The sequence below is a fragment of the Streptomyces sp. NBC_00377 genome, assembly GCF_036075115.1.
In the GTDB taxonomy this organism is placed as follows: Bacteria; Actinomycetota; Actinomycetes; order Streptomycetales; family Streptomycetaceae; genus Streptomyces.
Genome location: NZ_CP107958.1, coordinates 1967934 through 1987217 on the forward strand (window position 1 = coordinate 1967934; position 19284 = coordinate 1987217).

17 protein-coding genes and 1 riboswitch are annotated in these 19284 nt (G+C 69.1%); of the genes, 14 read left to right on the forward strand and 3 right to left on the reverse strand.

Going from position 1 to position 19284, the window contains the following annotated elements; all coding sequences use genetic code 11:
* Positions 1-102 precede the first annotated feature (102 nt).
* From OHS71_RS08765 to OHS71_RS08785, 5 genes are all read left to right on the forward strand, one after another.
* A complete protein-coding gene (locus OHS71_RS08765; protein ID WP_328478525.1) occupies positions 103-1317 on the forward strand; it encodes a L,D-transpeptidase in 1215 nt (404 codons plus the stop codon).
* 78 nt (positions 1318-1395) lie between these two features.
* A complete protein-coding gene (locus OHS71_RS08770; RefSeq protein WP_328478526.1) occupies positions 1396-2823 on the forward strand; it encodes a hypothetical protein in 1428 nt (475 codons plus the stop codon).
* A 752-nt stretch (positions 2824-3575) separates the two neighbouring features.
* Entirely contained in the window at positions 3576-4244 is a 669-nt protein-coding gene (locus OHS71_RS08775; protein ID WP_328478528.1) for a M23 family metallopeptidase, read from the forward strand.
* Between the two features lie 124 nt (positions 4245-4368).
* Entirely contained in the window at positions 4369-5349 is a 981-nt protein-coding gene (locus OHS71_RS08780) for a hypothetical protein (protein ID WP_328478530.1), read from the forward strand.
* 215 nt (positions 5350-5564) lie between these two features.
* Complete coding sequence (locus OHS71_RS08785; protein WP_328478532.1) at positions 5565-6434, forward strand: DUF5134 domain-containing protein; 870 nt, start codon at positions 5565-5567, stop codon at positions 6432-6434.
* A gap of 357 nt (positions 6435-6791) precedes the next feature.
* Here the strand turns inward: OHS71_RS08785 and OHS71_RS08790 are convergent, their stop codons facing one another.
* Positions 6792-7547: a CbtA family protein gene (locus OHS71_RS08790; protein ID WP_328478534.1), complete on the reverse strand. Its 756-nt coding sequence runs from the start codon at positions 7545-7547 to the stop codon at positions 6792-6794.
* Positions 7548-7558: 11 nt separating this feature from the next.
* A complete protein-coding gene (locus OHS71_RS08795) occupies positions 7559-7795 on the reverse strand; it encodes a hypothetical protein (protein WP_328478536.1) in 237 nt (78 codons plus the stop codon).
* Between the two features lie 31 nt (positions 7796-7826).
* Positions 7827-7972, reverse strand: a riboswitch (cobalamin riboswitch).
* A 160-nt stretch (positions 7973-8132) separates the two neighbouring features.
* Here OHS71_RS08795 and OHS71_RS08800 point away from each other — a divergent pair.
* Positions 8133-8444, forward strand: coding sequence for a heavy-metal-associated domain-containing protein (locus OHS71_RS08800; RefSeq protein WP_328478538.1), 312 nt, complete (start codon positions 8133-8135; stop codon positions 8442-8444).
* Between the two features lie 113 nt (positions 8445-8557).
* A complete protein-coding gene (locus OHS71_RS08805; RefSeq protein ID WP_328478540.1) occupies positions 8558-10840 on the forward strand; it encodes a heavy metal translocating P-type ATPase in 2283 nt (760 codons plus the stop codon).
* 1018 nt (positions 10841-11858) lie between these two features.
* Here the strand turns inward: OHS71_RS08805 and OHS71_RS08810 are convergent.
* Entirely contained in the window at positions 11859-12176 is a 318-nt protein-coding gene (locus OHS71_RS08810) for a metal-sensitive transcriptional regulator (RefSeq protein ID WP_328478542.1), read from the reverse strand.
* A 191-nt stretch (positions 12177-12367) separates the two neighbouring features.
* Between OHS71_RS08810 and OHS71_RS08815 the strand changes: the two genes are divergently transcribed.
* The 7 genes from OHS71_RS08815 to OHS71_RS08845 all read left to right on the forward strand — a co-directional run bounded on the left by OHS71_RS08815 (position 12368) and on the right by OHS71_RS08845 (position 19135).
* Entirely contained in the window at positions 12368-13153 is a 786-nt protein-coding gene (locus OHS71_RS08815; RefSeq protein ID WP_328478544.1) for a sulfite exporter TauE/SafE family protein, read from the forward strand.
* Positions 13154-13436: 283 nt separating this feature from the next.
* Positions 13437-15296, forward strand: a complete 1860-nt coding sequence (locus OHS71_RS08820) for a PA domain-containing protein (RefSeq protein ID WP_328478546.1) — start codon at positions 13437-13439, stop codon at positions 15294-15296.
* 483 nt (positions 15297-15779) lie between these two features.
* Entirely contained in the window at positions 15780-16358 is a 579-nt protein-coding gene (locus OHS71_RS08825) for a TlpA family protein disulfide reductase (protein ID WP_328478548.1), read from the forward strand.
* The gene (locus OHS71_RS08830) at positions 16355-17128 is read left to right on the forward strand and encodes a cytochrome c biogenesis CcdA family protein (protein WP_328478550.1); all 774 of its coding nucleotides are present in this window, start codon (positions 16355-16357) and stop codon (positions 17126-17128) included. Before OHS71_RS08825 ends, OHS71_RS08830 begins: the two co-directional genes overlap by 4 nt.
* A 113-nt stretch (positions 17129-17241) precedes the next feature.
* Positions 17242-17442 carry a hypothetical protein gene (locus OHS71_RS08835; RefSeq protein WP_328478552.1) on the forward strand — a complete coding sequence of 67 codons (201 nt, stop codon included), beginning with the start codon at positions 17242-17244 and terminating at the stop codon, positions 17440-17442.
* 50 nt (positions 17443-17492) lie between these two features.
* Positions 17493-18269, forward strand: a complete 777-nt coding sequence (locus tag OHS71_RS08840) for a methyltransferase domain-containing protein (RefSeq protein ID WP_328478554.1) — start codon at positions 17493-17495, stop codon at positions 18267-18269.
* A 410-nt stretch (positions 18270-18679) separates the two neighbouring features.
* Positions 18680-19135 carry a hypothetical protein gene (locus OHS71_RS08845; RefSeq protein ID WP_328478556.1) on the forward strand — a complete coding sequence of 152 codons (456 nt, stop codon included), beginning with the start codon at positions 18680-18682 and terminating at the stop codon, positions 19133-19135.
* Positions 19136-19284 lie beyond the last annotated feature (149 nt).

Consider the following 19284-nt stretch of genomic DNA (forward strand, 5'->3'; position numbering starts at 1 on the left):
CCACAGTCACCCTCGTCACCCCCGAAACGAGGCCGGGAACCAAGAGGCCGAGTCGATCGTCTACGAAATTACTTAGCCCTTTGGGACATAGAGAGGGGTCTCATGCGACAGCGCCTGACAGCACGACTGAACCGCCGGACCGTACAGCCGCTCGCGCTTGCCTCGGCCGCCGCGGTCGTTCTCGCCGCATGCAGCGCCGGCGGCACGGCGGACAGCGGCTCGGACCTGTCGGCTGACGGCGGCAAGAACGGCGGACCGTCCGCGATAGTCATACAGCCCGGCGCCGACAGCGCGAAAGTGCCGGTCAACCGGAAAGTCATGGTGCGCGCCCAGGGCGGCGCCCTGGCATCGGTCGAGGTCAGCTCACCCGGCCCGGGCAAGCTCTCCGGCACCTGGTCCGAGGACAAGTCGGTGTGGACCTCCACGACGCCGCTCGCCCCGGGCGCCACCTACACGGTGAAGGCCGTGGGCGAGTCCTCCGGCGGGTCCACAGCGAACAAGACCACCTCGTTCACGACCGAGCCGGCCAAGAACTCCTTCGTCGGCGAGTACTACCCGGACAAGGGCTCCAAGGTCGGCGTGGCGATGCCGGTGTCCATAACGTTCAACAAGCCGATCCACGACAAGGCGGCCGTCGAACGGAAGCTCAAGGTCACCGCATCCCCCGCGGTCGTGGGCGCCTGGAGCTGGATGAAGGACCGCGACGGCAAGGACCGGATCGACTACCGCCCCGAGAAGTACTGGAAGCCCGGCACCGACGTCACCCTGCGCATGGACCTGGCGGGCGTCGACGCGGGCGGCGGGGTGTACGGCACCCAGCAGCGGGTCGTGAACTTCACCATCGGTGACGCCGTGACCAGCACTGTCGACGTCAAGAAGAAGACCATGACGGTCGCGAAGAACGGCGAGACGCTGCGGACCCTGAAAGTGTCCACCGGCAAGGAGGGCTTCGAGACCTGGAACGGCACCATGGTCGTGCTGAGCAAGGTGCCGACCATCCGCATGAACTCCGACACCGTCGGCATCTTCGGCCCCGAGGCGTACGACCTCGGCGCGGTGAAGTGGGACGTCCAGCTCACCCCGTCCGGCACCTACGCCCACGCGGCCCCCTGGAACGAGGGCAAGTTCGGCGTGGTCAACGGCAGTCACGGCTGCATCGGCATGAGCACGAGTGACGCCAAGTGGTTCTACGACCAGGTCCACCTCGGCGACCCGGTCACGGTCGTCAACTCCGTCGACACCGTGGCGACCAACAACGGCTACGGCGACTGGAACGTCGACTGGGCCGCATGGAAGCAGGGCAGTGCCCTGGACTGACCCAGCGGTTTCCTTATACCCCCCAGGAGTATAGCCTCCCCGTATTGGCCATCGTCGACCATGAAGGCGGACGGGGACATGAACCCGCTCATCACCGCGGCAGCCAGCGGCCTGTTGGCTCTGTTCAGCATGTACTGGGACGACTCCCTGCACACCGACGTGGGCCGGGACACCTTCTGGAGCGCACCGCACATGCTGCTCTACGGCTCTCTCACGGTGACCCTCGCCGGGACCGCATGGTGGGCGCTCGGGAGGATCAGGCGCCAGGGCCTCCGGGCGGCCGGGGCGGACCCGCTGGTGCGGTGGCCGATCGTGTCCGCCGCGTCCATCGGGATCTCGGCGCCCGCGGACGCGGCCTGGCACACCGCGTTCGGCCGAGACGCGGTGCTGTGGAGCCCGCCCCATCTGCTGGCCATTCTCGCCACCTTCACGCTGGCCATCACCCTGCTGCGGGCGATCGCCGCGGAGGGCGGTGGGTGGCCGATGATGCTCGGCGGCGGGCTCGTCCTCGCCGCCTCGCTGGCGCCGGTCATGGAGTACGAGTCCGACGTACCGCAGTACTCGGCCGTCTGGTTCCTGCCGGTCGCCGGGGCCGGAATCACCCTGGCTGTCGTACTGATTGGACGGTTCGACCCCCACGCCTGGGCGGTCACACGGGCCGCCTTGGTCGTCACCGCCGTACGACTGGCGGTGATCCCGGTCCTCGCGGGCCTCGGGCACTCCACGCCGATCGTGCCCCCCGTACTGATCGTCGCCCTCGCGGCCGACCTGGTCCGTAGGTGGCGTACGTCCCCCTGGTGGCTCGCACTCGTCGTCCCGCTCACCGTGCACGCGGCATACCTACCGCTGCTTCCCGTCCTCCCCCACGGCACGACCGTCACCGCCGCCCAGATCGTCCCGTCTCTGCTCGTCGCACTGGGCGGCTCGGCACTGGTCGTGCTCGCCGCCGAGGGACTGCCCCGCACCCGGCTCCCCCTCGTCCGGACGGCCGGGCTCGCGGTCGCCGCGCTGACGCTCGCGCTTCCTCTGCTGTCTGCCGGGCGAGCGGTTGCCCATGACCCGGGCCAAGGGACGGAGGCGGGCCAGGCCCACTGGCGAGCGACGGTGCACGGATCCCGGATCGAGGTCACTGTCGCTCCCGATTCGAGCGCGTCGAGTCGCGCCGCGCTCGTCGCGCGACGCGCCGGACAGAAGCTGACCGCACCGCTCACCTCATCCGGCGAAGGCGTCTACCGCGGGAGGATCACGGTGCCGGACTCCGGCCGCTGGTTCGTCTACGCCACCTTCCATGACATCGGGGCGCGAGCGACGGAGACCTGGATCCCGGTTGAGGCCGGCTCCTCCCAGGTCGTCCAGGAGGCCCGACCGCTGTACGTGCCTCCCGCTCCACAGAAGGGCGGCGCGGGCAGGACAGCCGCCACTGCCCTGCTCTACGGCCTGGCAGTTGCGATCCTGTTGGCCGTCGCGCGCTCAGGCCGCCGCGCACCGTCGCCGACGGCCGCCTGAACAGCCGTCAGGCGGGCCCCTTCGCCCCTGCCGAATCAAAGTCTACGTAGCAGATTAGTATCGGCTGGGGTACAGTCACCGCTCGACCTTCGGCTGTCCAGAGGAAAGAGAAGGTGCTGGTGGACGACCGTCACACGTCGGGGGGCTGGACCCCGGCAGCCTCCGTCGTCGGCGTCACACACGCACCATGGCCGGAGAGCCATCGGTGGGGAACCTCGTACGAGGTCTACGGCCACCCCGCCCACGGCCACGTGCTCGGGGAGCCCCACGCCGCGTATGCCGACACTGACCCTCTGTTCGGCCCGATGCCGGGTGCGTACGGCACTGGCACACCGGGTGGCGAACCCTGGGGCCACCCGGCGTGCCACTACGAGAACGTCGCCCACGCCACGGCCGTGTCGTGGGAGGCCTCCGCTTACTCGCCCGCCCCGAGGGACGAAGGGCACGGAGGCCAGTGGGCGGATACCACCGGTTATGGCCCCATCCCAGCGGATCCGGTCGGCTCCGACATGCTCGGTTCACAGGACACCGCCGTCATTGATGCCCCCGGCACCCCGGAAGCGGAGCCCGAAAGCCAAGTACCGTCCCACGATGAGACAACCGCGTCCGAAGGCACATCCGAGGTTGCCTCCAACTCCAGCACTCCCCGGGACCTTCCTGCGACGCGCCCAGCAGGCGGGCGGGGCCGCCGGGCGCCTCGCCGAGGATCCGCGTTCCTGACGGTCGTCGCCCCCTCCGTCGCGTTCGTGGGCATGGCCGGGATATCCGCGGCGTCTATCGGCATCGGCAACGGAGGCGAGGCCGTGCAGGCCGCCCCCGACCCGGCCGTCCAACCCTCCACGGTCAACAGCCAGTTCGACACCCAGCTCACCACGCTGAGCCGGGAAGCCGATGACTTCGCTGATCGTGCCACCCGCACGCAGGAGCGCGCTGACCTCGAACAGCAGCGGCGCGAGGAACAGCGACGCAGGGCAGCGGAAGCGGCTCGCAAGAAGGCGGAGACCGCACGCAGGGAAGCACTACGCCCGAAGTTCGTACTCCCCGTCACGCAGAAGGGAGTCGGCGAGCTGTTCGGAGCGGTCGGCTCCATGTGGTCGAGTCGCCACACCGGCCTCGATTTCCCGGTGCCCATGTACACGCCCGTGATGGCGGTGACCGACGGCACGGTCGTCGCCAAGTGGAATTCGTCCTACGGGAACATCGTCGAGGTGACCGGCCCCGACGGCACGCAGACCTGGTACGCCCATCTCGCCAGTGCCCGGCTCCGCTCCGGCTACGTGAAGGCGGGGACCGTCATCGGCTACGCCGGCAGCTCCGGCAACTCATCAGGCCCTCATCTCCACCTGGAAGTCCACCCGGGCGGTGGCGCCGCCGTGGACCCGCTGGCGTGGCTGCGCAGCCACGGCCTCGAGCCGACTTAGGAGAAGGTCCGTGCAGGATCGGGAACCGATGAACCGTAAGCGGTGTACACAGGATTGAAAGGGTTCTGTTGACGCGCGACCCAACGAAGGCGGGTGCCTCGTCGGGGAGGAGGCCGGCCGGAGCATGAGCGACGTTCTCAGCAGCGGCCCGGAGCGGCCGCCATGGAAACCACCGCGTTGGTTGATCCTGGCAGCGGTAGCCGCGATGGCGGTCGCGGCGCTTGCGGCGAGCCTCGTCGCGGTGAACGGGGAAGGCACCCCGAGGTCGGCGGCGTCCCGCAGCTCGCCGCCCTCACCTTCATCGCCCAACAGCAGCCCCTCCCCGGATGGTTCGGACGCCTCCGCCGCAGGCGATGACACCCCCGGTCTGGTCATCACGGGAGTCGAGTTGGGGCAGGGCTCGTTGAACCGGCACGACCGGACCGCGAATGCCGGCCCCTGGACGGTGACGGTACGGCGCTCGGGCGGCTCGCTGGCGCACAACGGCTCGGTGGTGACGTTCCCGGTGCCGAAGCCTCGATCCGGCCGCCCGATCCGGATCGGCGGCGCGGCGGGATGGGACCGCGACGGGGAGATCGTCTGGCCTCTGGCGGGATCGTACGCTCGAGTCCGAGGAGACCTGCCGCGCTCGCAACTGGTGGCAGTTGCCGTCGCGACCACGGTCACCTCCGGGCGTCCGGAGGTCAGAGCGCCGTCGGGACTCTCAGTGATATCGACGGGCCCCACGCGCACGCATGTCCTGCGCGAGGCGCGTTACGGCTCGGACGAAGTGGGTGAGTCCAAGGAACTCTCCACTGGCCTGACGTTCACCGGCGTGGCCCGCTGCGGCGGAATCGAGGACCAGTTGCACTCCGTGGGTAGGCAGTCCGCTGGCAAGGTGCACGGCAAGCCCGCCATCGTGACCACGGGACTCGGCGGCAACGCCGTGCTGGCCTGGGAGCCTGAGCCCGGCCTCGTCGCCTACGTCGGCTACAGCGGTGCCGTCCTCGACGACGACGCCGTCGCCGCCCTGCGCCGTATTGCCGAGCGCACCCGTCTGCTCAGCCCACGGCAGTGGCGGGACACCCGTCCTACGACACTCGACCAGGTGAACGACTTCGGTTGACCTGCCCTGGTCAGCGGCAGCAGTGACCACCGGAACATGCCATCAGGCGGGCATCCTCTGCACGAAACCCAGCGGCCACCTGAACACCGCCCACCCCCGAAACGTACTAAGGGCACTAGCAGTTGGCACCCACGCGGCGCCGCTTCGGCGCTTCGTACGCCGAGGCGGAGCCAGCAGTGCGGGACCGCCGTGTTCGGACGACCGGGAAGGTGAAGATGGGAACTCTGGCGCTCAGCTGGACCTTGGCGGTGATCGCCGCCCTGGTGGCCGCTGTCAGTGCGGTCCGAGTGGCAACCACGAGCGGTGAGGCCCGGTTCGCGGCGGGTGGTGACCTGCTGATGGGGCTTTGTATGGCCGCCATGGCGCTGCCGGCGACGGTCGGCTGGTACGCGGGCTACGGCATGGGGTGGGCGGTGGCGTTCGGCGTCCTTGGGCTCGGCGCCGTGGCGATGGCGGTCAAGCACACGCGCACGTGCGGGTGGAAGCACGGCCGCCACTGGGTCCACCTCATCGTCGGCAGCGTCGGCATGGTGATCATGACGCTCGCCATGACGAGCACGTCATCCGGACCGGTGCTCGCCCTGGGCGGCTCCTCCATGGCCAACATGCCGGGTATGGAGAACACCGCGAGCACGACCGGAGCACACGGGATGGCCGGGATGGACTCCATGGAGGGGATGGGCTCCATGCCGGGCATGGACATGTCCGGCATGGCGCATTCCGCTGCCGCCGCAGGTTCGTCCTCCGGATCCGGTTCAGCGTGGCGGTTCGTGATCGCGGCACTCGCTGTGTACTTCCTGCTGTCCATCGGCGCGTCCGTGTGGGCCAAGATCCGCGGCACGAACGACAAGGGCCCCAGGGCGAATACCAAATTCAGCCCGGTCCGCTGGCTGCTCGCCATGCCGGACACGGTGTTCGTCTTTCTGGCGTCGCTGACGATCTCGGTGTGGGACAAGAGCAGGACGGCGCAGCAGTCGAGGCATGGCCGGCGCCGCAAGCTCGGAGCCGCCCCGGACGCGGCGCTGGCCGCGCACATCGGCATGGGCGGGACCATGTCCGCGATGCTGCTGATGATGGCCGCGTGACAGCCGACCGGCGCTGACCGGCTCGATCGTCTGCTCCTGGAATCAGCTCCGGATCTGTGTAGCAGGTTCATATTCGGGCTCTGGAGCGGCGAGAACGGACCCACGCGATCCGCGTGCCCGGTCGGGCTCGGACTCCGCGAGTGCCGTCCAAGGGGCAGGTCGGATGTCGCCGGCACAGCTCCGCAGGCGTGCCCTCCCGTTGACACGCGAAGCAGCTTCCGTTCCGCCGCTCGCGCCTCCGTCTACACCTGCCGCCCGAACATGACCGGGCGCTCTGGTCTTCCGCTGAACCGCCCAAGCCCTCGGTCGGCGCCCAGCCCTGACGCGGACGCCGACCGAGGTCACGCCATCGAGGCGTCAGGCCACGGGCACGGTGGATGCCGCGGGCACGCCCGCCTCCGTCCGGCCGTGGGCCGCCCGGAGGCCGAGGAGCCCGAAGCCCACCGCCAGCCCGCCCCAGAGCAGGACCATGGACGCGGCCGAGAGCACCCGGAAGTCCCACACCAGCGTGGCGGGGGCGGTCACGGCGTCAGGGTTGTCCGGCAGTGCGAACAGTGACGCCAGCGCGGCGAGCACGATGGCCGTCACGGCCAGCTGACGCAGTGGCGCCGGACGGCCGCGCTCCGCCAGCCACCCGTGGATGCGCCAGGCCAGGACGACGGCGATCACGCCGATGCCGATGGCCGCGAGGCACGCGTTGACGCGGGTGTCGATCGTTCCCGGATCACCCACGCCCGGCGGATTGGCCGGGTAGCGGAGGAAGGGCAGCAGCCAGACCCCGGTGAATCCGGCGCCCGCCAGCATCAACGACCGGCGCCAGGGCGCGGCGTCCGGATCCCGGCGATGCAGGATCGCGTACACGATGGCGAAGAGGACCCCGATCGCCGCTCCGGTGAGGGCGGTGGCCACCAGGAGGCCGGCGTGCTGCGTAGGGCGGGAGAAGATCTCGGCCGCGGCCGATCCGCGGCCGCTCGCTTCCTCACGGGCCGCCTCCAGTCGCACCGCCTTGTCCAGTACCGGCTCGGCAAGCAGCCACGAGAATCCTCCGCTGACCACGCCGGCGGCTCCACCCGCGAGCGCGCCGCGCCCGAGCAGGGACAGAAGTGATGTCACGGTCGCCCCTCTCAGTGGCAGGGGGCACCGAGGAGGTGCCGCCCGTCGTGGGCGAACTCGTGGACGTAGTTGGCGGATGCCGCGACCTTGCCGAGCATCGGCGACAGCAGCGCGCCCTGGTCCAGGAAAATCGCGTCCAGTGCGACCAGGGCGAGGATCACCGCCGCGGCGGCTATCAGCCCGTCTCGCAGCGGGTGGACGACCAGCCCTGTGGCCGGTCGCGCCTCGGTGACAGCCGAAGCACTCATGGAACCTCCTCGCGGGGTGCACGCGCCCCGCCGTTCAGGAGGACGACGGGTCAGTGTCTGACTCCCGGGGCGACCCCGGTCACAGTGGCGGGACCGTCCCGGATTCTCACCGGGTTCCTGCTCACCGTCGCCTCGATGTGAAGTTGTCACCGCAGGTCGCGGCGCCTACTAAGTAAATTAGCGAACTGGACGCCTTTCAAACACATCGTGTGGGCAGGACCACAGGTAGCGGAAATACCCTGGGGGGGTATAGTGTTCTCATCGTCGGGCGGGGCTGAGGAAGCGGCGCCCCTCCCGGACGAATGACACCCACGCACCCAGACCTGAGGAAGTAGCCATGACCACCGAGACGAACACCAGCACGAGCTCCTGCTGCGGCTCTGGCGGCTCCTGCGGCTCCGGCGCCACGTCCGACGTCCAGATCGAGGGAACTGGCGCCACCACCACCGCCTACAAGGTGTCCGGCATGACCTGCGGCCACTGCGAGGGGGCCGTCTCGAAGGAGATCTCCGCGCTGGACGGCGTCACCGCGGTCACCGCCGTCGCCAAGACCGGAGAGGTGACCGTCACCTCCGCCGCCGCGCTCGACGAGGAGGCCGTCCGCGCCGCCGTCGACGAGGCGGGCTACGAGCTCGTCGGCCGCGCCTGACGGCTCAATCCGGGCCCACTCCGCCCGGACACGCGAATTCCTCCCCGCGCCGGGACGTACCGCTCCGCTGATACGGACGCCGTACGTCCCGGCCTCCCCCTGGAGATACGCACATGACCAGCACGGCTCCCGAGAAGGCCTCCCTCGACACAGCGCCCGCGCCCACCTTGGCGGTCGAGCTCTCCATCGGCGGCATGACCTGCGCCTCGTGCGCAGCCCGCATCGAGAAGAAGCTCAACCGCATGGACGGGGTCACCGCCACCGTGAACTACGCCACCGAGAAGGCGAGGGTCTCGTTCCCGGCAGACGTCGAGGTCGCCGACCTCATCGCCACCGTGGAGAAGACCGGCTACACCGCCGAGGAGCCGCCACCGCCGCCATCCGCCACGGCCGACGAGGGCGAGACCCAGGCCGCTCCCGCCGCGGACGGTGAACTCCTGTCGCTGCGGCAGCGGCTGTACGTGTCGCTGGTGCTCACCGTGCCCGTAGTCCTGATGGCGATGGTGCCGGCCCTGCAGTTCGACAACTGGCAGTGGCTGTCGCTGACTCTGGCGGCCCCGGTCGTCGTCTGGGGAGCCTTCCCCTTCCACAAGGCCGCGTGGACCAACGCCCGGCACGGCGCCGCGACCATGGACACGCTGGTGTCCATCGGCACGCTCGCCGCGTTCGGCTGGTCGGTGTGGGCACTGTTCTGGGGACACGCCGGAATGCCAGGGATGCGGCACGGCTTCGATTTCACCATCTCCCGTGGTGACGGATCGTCCTCGATCTATCTGGAGGCCGCGGCCGGGGTGACGACGTTCATCCTCGCCGGGCGGTATCTGGAGGCTCGCGCCAAGAGGAAGTCGGGCGCGGCCCTGCGGGCCCTGCTGGAGCTGGGCGCCAAGGACGTCTCCGTGCTGCGGGCCGGCCAGGAAGTACGTATCCCTGTCGCGCAGTTGGCCGTAGGTGACCGGTTCGTCGTACGCCCCGGCGAGAAGATCGCGACCGACGGCACCGTCATCGAGGGCGCGTCCGCGGTCGACGCCTCCATGCTGACCGGTGAGTCGGTGCCGGTGGACGTGACTGTCGGCGACGCCGTGACCGGCGCAACCGTCAACGCGGGCGGCCGTCTCGTCGTCGAGGCCACCCGCGTCGGCACCGACACCCAGCTCGCCCGGATGGCGAAGCTGGTCGAGGACGCACAGAACGGCAAGGCCGAGGTGCAACGGCTCGCCGACCGGATCTCCGGGATCTTCGTGCCGGTGGTCATCTTCATCGCCATCGCCACGTTCGGGGTGTGGTTCGGGGCCACCGGCGACACCGTCGCCGCCTTCACCGCCGCCATCTCCGTCCTGATCATCGCCTGCCCCTGCGCGCTCGGGCTCGCCACCCCGACCGCGCTCATGGTCGGCACCGGGCGTGGGGCTCAGCTCGGAATTCTGATCAAGGGCCCCGAGGTCCTGGAGTCCACGCGTCGCGTCGACACCGTCGTCCTGGACAAGACCGGCACGGTCACCACGGGCCGCATGCAGTTGCAGGACGTCTTCACCGCACCCGGTGTGGACAAGGACGAACTGCTGCGGCTGGCCGGCTCGTTGGAGCACGCTTCGGAGCACCCCATCGCCCAGGCGATCGCGGCCGGTGCAGCCGAGCGGGTCGGGAGGCTGCCGGTGCCGGAGAACTTCGAGAACGTCGTCGGCCTCGGCGTCCAGGGCGTCGTCGACGGACACGCGGTGCTCGTCGGCCGCGAGAAGCTCCTCAAGGAATGGGCCATCGAACTGCCCCGGGAGCTGGCCGAGTCCAAAGCCGCCGCGGAGGCAGAGGGACGTACGGCGGTCGCCGTCGCCTGGGACGGCCAGGCACGCGGTGTCCTCACCGTCGCCGACGCGATCAAGGACACGAGCGCGGAGGCCGTGGCTGAGCTGCGTCGACTGGGCCTGAAGCCGGTTTTGCTGACCGGCGACAACCAGCTCGTCGCCGAGTCCGTGGCCAAGGCCGTCGGTATCGACGAGGTGATCGCCGAGGTCCTGCCCCAGGACAAGGTGGACGTGGTCAAGCGGCTGCAGAGCGAGGGCCGTACGGTCGCCATGGTCGGTGACGGTGTCAACGACGCGGCCGCTCTCGCCACCGCCGACCTCGGCCTGGCGATGGGCACGGGCACCGACGCGGCGATCGAGGCCGGCGACCTGACCCTCGTACGCGGTGACCTGCGGGTGGCCGCCGACGCGATCCGTCTGTCCCGCAGGACCCTGGCCACCATCAAGGGCAACCTGTTCTGGGCCTTCGGCTACAACGTCGCCGCGCTGCCGCTTGCCGCCTTCGGCATGCTCAACCCGATGATCGCCGGCGCCGCGATGGCATTCTCCTCCGTCTTCGTGGTGACCAACAGCCTGCGGCTGCGGTCCTTCAAGTAGGCCCCTTACGTAACGCCGTTGACCGAGGCGCCCGGCTCCTGCCGGACGCCTCGGTTTCTTGGTAGGTCTCGCGAAGACGGCCGACCCGCCGTGGAGGCCGGGGCCTCACGGTCAACGAGCCGACGCAGCCTCTGTGTTCGCCGCAACACGACGGCGCAAGGAGTGGGGGGCGCGGGCAAGCTGAAGGTGCGCGCACGGGCAGACTCCTTTGGAGGACGTGGCACCTCCCTGCCCATGCGCGCAGCTCATGGGGTTACTTCACATCAGGACTCTGGCCGCCTGCGGCCTCGTCGGCCGACATTGCTTTCCGGCAACGGCTCCGAGCCCGTCGCCGCGCTGCTGGGGGCCGCCAGGCCAGAACCAGCGGCGGCCCACACAGCAGCACGGCTTGATGGGCCAGCATGTCCCATCCCTTTCGCACCGGGAATACTAACTTGGTTAATGGATGTACGCATCCCGATCGTCCACATCGCGGTCACGGTCCACCAGTTCAGGCGACATCGAGCCGCACATGACGTTGGGACGGAGGGTCCGCTTGAGCTGGTCAATCATGACGCCGACGAAGCCGGATGAATCTCCATGAGACGTGGCGATCCGCCGCAACCAGACCGCTCTCCGCCCCCTCAGCCCCTTGTAAATGCTGCGATTAGGGGGCGCTGGGTGTTGGCTGTAAAGACAGGCAGCGGCACGACGTGCGGTCACCATGGGCAGTCCGTCGGCGCAGCCGTCGCAGAGGGCGTGAGCGCAGCGAAGGCCGACGCGCCACCAGTCTGGTGACCACAGTCCGGGCCGCCGAGCCCGACTTCAGCGCCATCGCAATTATGTGGGCCCGCCAGTGATTACGTTTTTGCGCGGCCGCGCTTCGACCTCCAGCAACTGACCGCGCGTTGAGCGGAGGCCGCCCGTCAGCGGCTGCCGTTCCGCCCTTTCCGGCGTTCACTGACGTCGCCCGTCCCGCCAGGCAGAACGACGTCAGCCCTCAGCGCTTCGGAGCAGCGCGCGAGCCCCCATCGCAGGATCACGTACGCAGCAGCCGCGCGATGGCCTGCGACGCCTCGGTCACCTTGTCCCGGGCCACATCTCCCCCGGTCATCATGGCCTCGCGCACACAGTGCTCCAGATGCTTCTCCAGCAGTTGCATGGCCACCGCCTGCAGACCTTTGGTGGTCGCCGCGACCTGTGTGAGTACGTCGATGCAGTACTGGTCCTCCTCGACCAGGCGCTGCAGACCGCGCACCTGCCCCTCGATACGACGGAGTCGCTTGAGGACGGCTTCCTTGTCGTCGTGATAGCCGGGCGGCACGTGCTCGACCTCGACTTGCTCCACTTGCCTCATACCCCCCAAGGGTATGACATCGTGACGCGGAAGGCGAACGAACCACTGCGCTCCCGGCGCCGTATGCCACCGAACTGCGGTCGCTCGGGTCGCAGAATCTCGGCAGCTGGCAAGACCCAGGCGATCTACGCTGTCACGGGGAGTCGAGCGGGACTGGCCGACATGAACCGACTGCGGCGCGGAGGCATCGGGTGGAATGGCAGTCGGGGTTGGCCGGGCTTGGGGTCGGGATGCTGATAGCCGTGATGACCGCGCCGGTCGGAGTGTCGGGGGCCGTGTTCCTGCTCCCGGCGCAGCTCAGCATCTTCGCCGTGCCCAACCCGGCTGTCACGCCGACGAACCTGCTCTACAACCTGGTGGCGGGGCCCGGTGCCCTGCTGCGTTACCGGCGCGACGGCGCCCTGGGTGGCCCGCTGGCACGCCGTCTCATGCTGGGCACCCTGCCCGGCGTGATGCTCGGAGCGATCATCCGCATCTACGCCCTTCCGGGCCCGCAGGTCTTCCGTCTCCTGGTCGCCGCGCTGATGCTGCCTCTCGGCTCCTGGCTCATCACCCGGACGCTCCGCCCCGCGCCACGGTCAGCGCGAAGCCTCGAGCCCTCGCCTCGGACAGTTACCGGCCTGGCACTCGCAGTCGGAGTCCTTGGCGGTATCTACGGCATCGGCGGTGGCTCGATTCTTGGCCCCATCCTCGTCGGCCGCGGTGTCCCCGTTTCCAAGGTCGCCCCCGCCGCGCTCGCCGCCACTTTCGCCACGTCTCTGGTTGGCGCCGCCACCTATGCGCTGCTGTCCCTGGGCCACAGCGGCAGCATCGCCCCCAACTGGTTCCTGGGCCTGACCTGCGGCCTGGGCGGACTCATCGGCGGCTATCTCGGCGCCCGTCTGCAACCGCACATGCCCGAGACGTACCTCCGTCTGCTCCTCGGCACCCTGGCCGTCACACTCGGCACCCTCTACGCCATCAACGCACTGCGCTGATCGGCTCAACCGACCTTGACGGTCACGAAACGGCCCCATCAAGCATCGGAGGCACATGCTCGACGTTCGTCGTCACGGCCCCCAGGTCGCCGCCCCCGTAGGTGAGCGGAGTTGTCCGCGCCTCAGTCCCTGCTTCACCCCGTCAAGTCGCAACAAAATACAGTCTGGTTAAACGCCTATCGATTGAAGAAACCACTAAGTACCTTCGCGATGCCGGTCAGTTGGTGACCGGCATCATCTCGTCATGGGCCGGAGACCCCGGCCCCACGAGTGGAGGTCAAGCATGCGCAAGACCCACAGACGGGCCGGCGTGGGCGTGTTCGCGGCGATGCTCTTCGCCACGACCGCTCTCGCCGGTTCCGCACAGGCACATGACGGCGTCTCGGCGGACGACGGCGCCATCGACAATGCGGCGGCCACCCACGGCCACGACCAGCACGGCGGCACCGAAGGACACCTGCCGGCCACCCAGAAGAACGTCCGCCTGGTCAGCAAACTCAAGCTGAGTAACGTCGTCGAAGGGAAGATCGCCGACGTCGGCGTCTACAAGGGCTACGCCTATCTCGCTTCCTGGGGAGGCGTCGGCTGCGACAACACCGGCGTGCACGTCGTCGACATCCGCAAGCCCAGCAAGCCCAAGGAGGTCGGGTTCATCCCGGCCCCGGCGGGCAGCGCCCCGGGTGAGGGCATCCAGACCGTGCACATCTCCACGCCGTCCTTCAACGGCGACATCCTGGTCAGCAACAACGAGATCTGCGGCGACACCGGCGTCGGCGGCATGAACATCTACGACGTCACCGACCCAACCCAGCCGAAGACGCTGGCCGAGGGCGTGGGTGACTTCACCCTGGACGGCGAGACGACCGAGATCGCCCGCCAGATTCACAGCGTGTTCGCCTGGGACGCGGGCCGCAAGGCCTACGCCGTGATCGTCGACAACGAAGAGGGCACCGACGTCGACATCATGGACATCACCGACCCGACGAAGCCCCAACTCGTCGCCGAGTACGACCTCGACGAGACCTTCCCACAGATCCTCCAGGCCGCCCCGGAGAATCTCACCGAGGTCTTCCTGCACGACATGGTCGTCAAGAAGATCCGCGGCCGCCAGGTCTTGCTGGCCTCCTACTGGGACGCGGGCTACGTCGCCCTCGACGCGACCGATCCCAAGAACCTGAAGTACATCGGTGACACCGACTTCACGAAACCGGACCCCGAGGGCGCCCAGAGGGGCCGCACCGTGGCACCCGAAGGCAACGGCCACGAAGCCGAGTTCACCCTCGACAACCGCTACGTCATCGGAGCCGACGAGGACTTCGGCCCCTACGCCCTCTCCGCCCGCAACCTCGACGACGACACCGCCATCACCGCCGGGCAGGGCGTCCCCTTGGAGGCGGGCAAGACCATCACCGGCGGGACCACCTACGCCGGCCTGGCCTGCAACGGCGGACCCGCCGTCCCGGCGGGCGACCCGGCGGGCGTGGACATCGCCCTGGTCGAACGAGGCACCTGCACCTTCACCGAGAAGGTGGCCAACGTCGAGGCAGCGGGCGGCTACGACGCGATACTCGTCTTCAACCGCACCGGCTCGGACGCCTGCGACGTACAGAGCGGCATGACCGTCGAGGGCACGCTGCCGACCTTCGGCGTTGCCCCGCGCAGCCAGGGCTTCGCCGCCTTCGACCAGCCCTACAGCAACGCGGACTGCCTCGCCGGAACCGGCCCCGCCACGCTGCCGGTGGACATCGGCACCAAGGGCGACCGGCTGACCTTCTCGTCGTACTTCGACGGCTGGGGCTACGCACACCTCTACCGCAACAAGAGCGGCAAGATGACCGAACTGGACACCTACGCCATCCCGGAGGGCCAGGACCCCACCTACGCCTCGGGCTTCGGTGACCTGACCGTGCACGAGGTGGCGGCCTCCGGCGTCCGGCCCGACCTGGCGTACTTCGCCTACTACGCGGGCGGATTCCGGGTCACGAAGGTCAGGAACGACAAGCTCGTGGAAGTCGGCCGCTTCATCGACGAGGGCGGCAACAACTTCTGGGGCGTCCAGACCTTCACCTCGCACGGCAAGGAGTACGTGGCGGCGTCCGACCGGGACTTCGGGCTCTACATCTTCGAGTACACCGGCCACTGAGCCGACCTGAGCGCAATGGGGCCCCGGACACAGCAGGCTGCCGCGCCCGGGGCCCCACCCTCACCAAAGGTCGGCACGGCGATTACCCCGACGCCGACCACCTCGACACGGGGCAGTCGGCCGACACGATCAGTCGCACCTTGACGCACAGGCCCAATACCCGCTTGACCAGGATCACTTCGGCAGCCCCTGTGCGACACACCGAACGGCAGGGACCACCCGAATGAGACGACAGCAACTGCTGGATACCCATGGAACCCAATATACCCCCAGGGGGTAACTAGGCCAACAGCAGGACCCCGATGCAGGACACCGACGGCCATTACCTAAGCTACTTAGAAGCTTCTGACCAAGCCGTCGGCGAAGGAGACAGCCGTGGCCTCACCGGCACCCCCCGCGCAATCCGCCCCCACAGCACCAGCGACGGGCCGGAGCATCGACCGCACACGAGCACGGCTCCGGAGCCTGCGCGCAGCGGGCCTCGTGGCAGCGGCCGCCCTGCTGCTCGCCGCATGCGGGACGGGCACGACATCGGGTTCGCCGGACACCAAGAAGGCCGCCGGCTCCAGCACCCAGGCCCTTACCCGGTACACGGTCGGCAAGCGGCCCATTGCTCCCATGCTCCGCGGCAAGACGATCGACGGCGGCCGCCTGGACCTGGCCGACCTGCGCGGCAAGGTCATCGTGCTCAACGTATGGGGCTCATGGTGCGCACCGTGCCGGGCCGAGGCCCCCGCCCTGAAGAAGGCGTCCGAGGAGACGTACGACCTCGGCGTACGGTTCGTCGGCATCGACACACGCGACAACGACGGGGCGGCCAAGGCCTTCGAGCGGAGCTACGGCATCACGTACCCCAGCTTCCGCGATCCCGACGGCAAGCTGCTCCTGGGCTTCAACGGCCGCATCCCGCTGTCGGCGGTCCCCAGCACCGTGTTCATCGACCGCACCGGCCGGATCGCCGCGCGCATCATCGGCGCGACGACCTACACGACACTGAGCGAACTGGTGAAGGACCTCGCCGCGGAGCAGGCGGAGACGAACGCCGGAGGTGTGACCAAGTGACGCTCGCCGCCGGTGTCGGCGAAACGGTCATGGCAGGCCCACTCGCCGCCGCACTCCTCCTGGCGCTCGCCGCCGGGGCCCTTTCCTTCTTCTCGCCCTGCTGCCTCCCCCTGGTTCCGGGCTACCTCTCCTACGTCGCCGGAATGTCCGGCGCGGGTGCCGCCGAGGCGGCGAGGCGCACCGCGCGATGGCGGGTCATGGCCGGCTGTCTGCTCTTCGTGGTCGGCTTCGCGGCCGTCTTCACCAGTTACGGCGCGCTGTTCGGCGGAGCGGGCGCCGCCCTGCTGACACACCAGCGGACGCTGGGCATCGTGCTGGGCTCGCTCACGATCGTGCTGGGCCTGGTCTTCGCCGGGCTGCTCGACAAGCTGCCGTGGACCGGGTTCAGCTGGCGGCCCTCCTTCCGCCCCGGCGCTGGGCTCGCGGGGGCGCCGCTGCTCGGAGCCCTCTTCGCGATCGGCTGGACGCCGTGCATCGGCCCCACCCTCGCCGCCGTCCTGTCCCTGGCGGCCGACAGCGCGAGCGCGGGACGCGGAGCCGCCCTCTCGTTCACCTACAGCCTCGGTCTCGGCATCCCGTTTCTGCTCGCGGCGGCGTCGTTCGACGGCGCGATGCGGCGCTTCACCTGGGCCCGGCGCCACGCGCGAGCGGTGATGCGCTTCGGCGGAGTGCTGCTGGTGGCAGTAGGCGTCATGCAGGTGACGGGCTGGTGGGGACAGCTGATCGCCCGGCTCCAGACCCTCATCACCGGTTTTCAGCTTCCGCTGTGACCCCCGAGCCGCCCTGCTCGACCTGGCACCGGTTCCCGAGTTAATCTAAATTACTTAGTAGAAAAGTCGTTCGGCGGGCCCACGCGCGAGCCTCCGCCACCGGGAGGTCCCTCATGCCTCAGCTCCTGTATCCGCTGCTTCTGCTGGCCTGCCCGCTCGGCATGGGCCTGATGACCTGGCTGATGCTGCGCGGCGGCGCGCACAGGGGGCGAGCCGGGTCGCCCGTCACCCGCGCCGAACTGGACGAGCTGCGCAGGGAACTCGCCGATCTGCGCGCCGCCCGCGAGGACACCGGCCAACCACTGCGGAACTGAGAAGGTTTCCGCCACCCGAACGTGATCGTGTGGAGTCGACCAGGGGGGGCATGCCTGATGAGGGCAGCAGACAGGAGACGTCAGTGTTGAAGTCGGGGGTCAAGCGGCTCTTGGGACGTGCTGGATTCGACATCGTGCGCAGTACCAACAACCTGGGGGGCGTCGACGACTTCATCCCGTTCGAGGCAACGATGCGGGCTGCGCGGGCGGCCGGCCTGTCGGTCGGTGACCACATCGACGAGGTCATGAACGGGACGCCTGGCGCCACCCAGTCCACCATCGATGAACTACGCACTCTCGGCGTCTTCGCTGCCAACCCGAACACGGTGCTGGAGATCGGCCCCGGGTCCGGACGATACCTGGAGAAGACGCTGAAGGAGTGTTCACCAGACCGCTACGAGATCTACGAGACGGCAGCGCCCTGGGCCGACTACCTGGTGGACACATTCGGCGTGGTCGCCCAGCCGACCGCGGGATGCAGTCTCGCCCCGACACCCGGCGGCAGCATCGACCTCGTTCAGGCCCATAAGGTCTTCAACACCGTGACCTTCCTCTGCGCCGCCCGCTACTTCTACGAGATGGCACGCGTCACGCGACCCGGCGGTCGGATCGTCTTCGACGTAATGACAGAGACCTGCCTGGACACGGCCGCGGTACACACCTGGGCGACGCAGGGCGGAGACGGGCACGGCTCCTACCCAGCTGCCATGCCTCGCCGGACGTGCGTGGACCTCTTCGCGACCCTCGGCTGCAGCCTTGAGGCCAGCTTCCTTGCGCCCATGGGCATCGCCTCCACGGAGGTGCTTGTCTTCGGAAAGGGGGCTTGACTCTTGAGCCGGAGACCGACAGGTCGATGGCCGCGGCGGCAGTTATCGGGCGCAGCCCTGCTCTTCGCCACCGCCCTCTACGACCGCGCACGCCTGCTCACTGCGGCCAGACCCTCCTGCCCCTCCTCGCCGGCCTCGGGGACGGCACTCGGCGCCGGAGGCCGAGGAGCGGTGATGTACCGGCCCGCTCCGACACGGACGGATCGAGGGGTGCGGCTACCAGCAGATGAGCGGTCGTTCGGGGTCACCGCCTTGACCGGCCTCACCGACTGGGGTCACCTGACCGCCATTGTTACTAAGTTAGTTAGTGGATTACGATGGCGGTCGAGTCGTCGGCCGGGGGGCCGCTCCCAGGCGGACCCCCGTCGCCTGGTCCGCCGGTCGGCGACCCGATCATGAGGAGCAGTTCCATGCGTACCTGGCCAGCCCGCAGATGGGCCGTGGCAGCAGCTGTCACCGTGATTGCGGCACTGGTCATCGGAGTCCCGACGGGCGTAGTGCCGACTCCCTTCTACACGCGCATGACCCCGGTGCTGTGGTGGAACTACCCGGTGTGGCTGGTCAGCTCCGTGCTCGAGGGGCTCCTCGTGGCCACGTACTTGCGTGTCGGCTCGACCGAAACGGTCGGAACCGCGCCGCCCGAGCGCCCCCGCACGACGCGCGCTCTGGGCGCGGGTTTGCTGTCGGCCTTCGCGGTCGGCTGCCCGATCTGCAACAAGCTCGTGGTGCTGGCGATCGGGGTGAGCGGCGCTCTGTCGTACTTCGCGCCGATCCAGCCGGTGCTCGCGGCGGCCTCCGTGGCTCTGCTGGTCCACGCACTCCTGCGGCGGCTGCGCACCGCGAACGTCTGCCAAGTGGCTTCGTGAAGATAGGCCCTTCGCGCGCCCGGCGCCCCGGCCCGGCCACGCTCCGATCCTGGACGGCCGCTGCCACTGGCGGCCTCCTCCTCTACGCCACGTTCCCGCCGGTCGGCTTGTCGTTCCTGGCTCCGCTAGGCCCAGCCCTTCTGATCCTG

What these genes read in the sequence shown, in the direction of transcription:
- OHS71_RS08765 (WP_328478525.1), top strand. Translation starts at nt 103, where the DNA reads ATGCGACAGCGCCTGACAGCACGACTGAACCGCCGGACCGTACAGCCG.
- OHS71_RS08770 (WP_328478526.1), top strand. Translation starts at nt 1,396, where the DNA reads ATGAACCCGCTCATCACCGCGGCAGCCAGCGGCCTGTTGGCTCTGTTC.
- OHS71_RS08775 (WP_328478528.1), top strand. Translation starts at nt 3,576, where the DNA reads ATGGCCGGGATATCCGCGGCGTCTATCGGCATCGGCAACGGAGGCGAG.
- OHS71_RS08780 (WP_328478530.1), top strand. Translation starts at nt 4,369, where the DNA reads ATGAGCGACGTTCTCAGCAGCGGCCCGGAGCGGCCGCCATGGAAACCA.
- OHS71_RS08785 (WP_328478532.1), top strand. Translation starts at nt 5,565, where the DNA reads ATGGGAACTCTGGCGCTCAGCTGGACCTTGGCGGTGATCGCCGCCCTG.
- OHS71_RS08795 (WP_328478536.1), bottom strand. Translation starts at nt 7,795, where the DNA reads ATGAGTGCTTCGGCTGTCACCGAGGCGCGACCGGCCACAGGGCTGGTC.
- OHS71_RS08800 (WP_328478538.1), top strand. Translation starts at nt 8,133, where the DNA reads ATGACCACCGAGACGAACACCAGCACGAGCTCCTGCTGCGGCTCTGGC.
- OHS71_RS08805 (WP_328478540.1), top strand. Translation starts at nt 8,558, where the DNA reads ATGACCAGCACGGCTCCCGAGAAGGCCTCCCTCGACACAGCGCCCGCG.
- OHS71_RS08810 (WP_328478542.1), bottom strand. Translation starts at nt 12,176, where the DNA reads ATGAGGCAAGTGGAGCAAGTCGAGGTCGAGCACGTGCCGCCCGGCTAT.
- OHS71_RS08820 (WP_328478546.1), top strand. Translation starts at nt 13,437, where the DNA reads ATGCGCAAGACCCACAGACGGGCCGGCGTGGGCGTGTTCGCGGCGATG.
- OHS71_RS08835 (WP_328478552.1), top strand. Translation starts at nt 17,242, where the DNA reads ATGCCTCAGCTCCTGTATCCGCTGCTTCTGCTGGCCTGCCCGCTCGGC.
- OHS71_RS08840 (WP_328478554.1), top strand. Translation starts at nt 17,493, where the DNA reads ATGCCTGATGAGGGCAGCAGACAGGAGACGTCAGTGTTGAAGTCGGGG.
- OHS71_RS08845 (WP_328478556.1), top strand. Translation starts at nt 18,680, where the DNA reads ATGCGTACCTGGCCAGCCCGCAGATGGGCCGTGGCAGCAGCTGTCACC.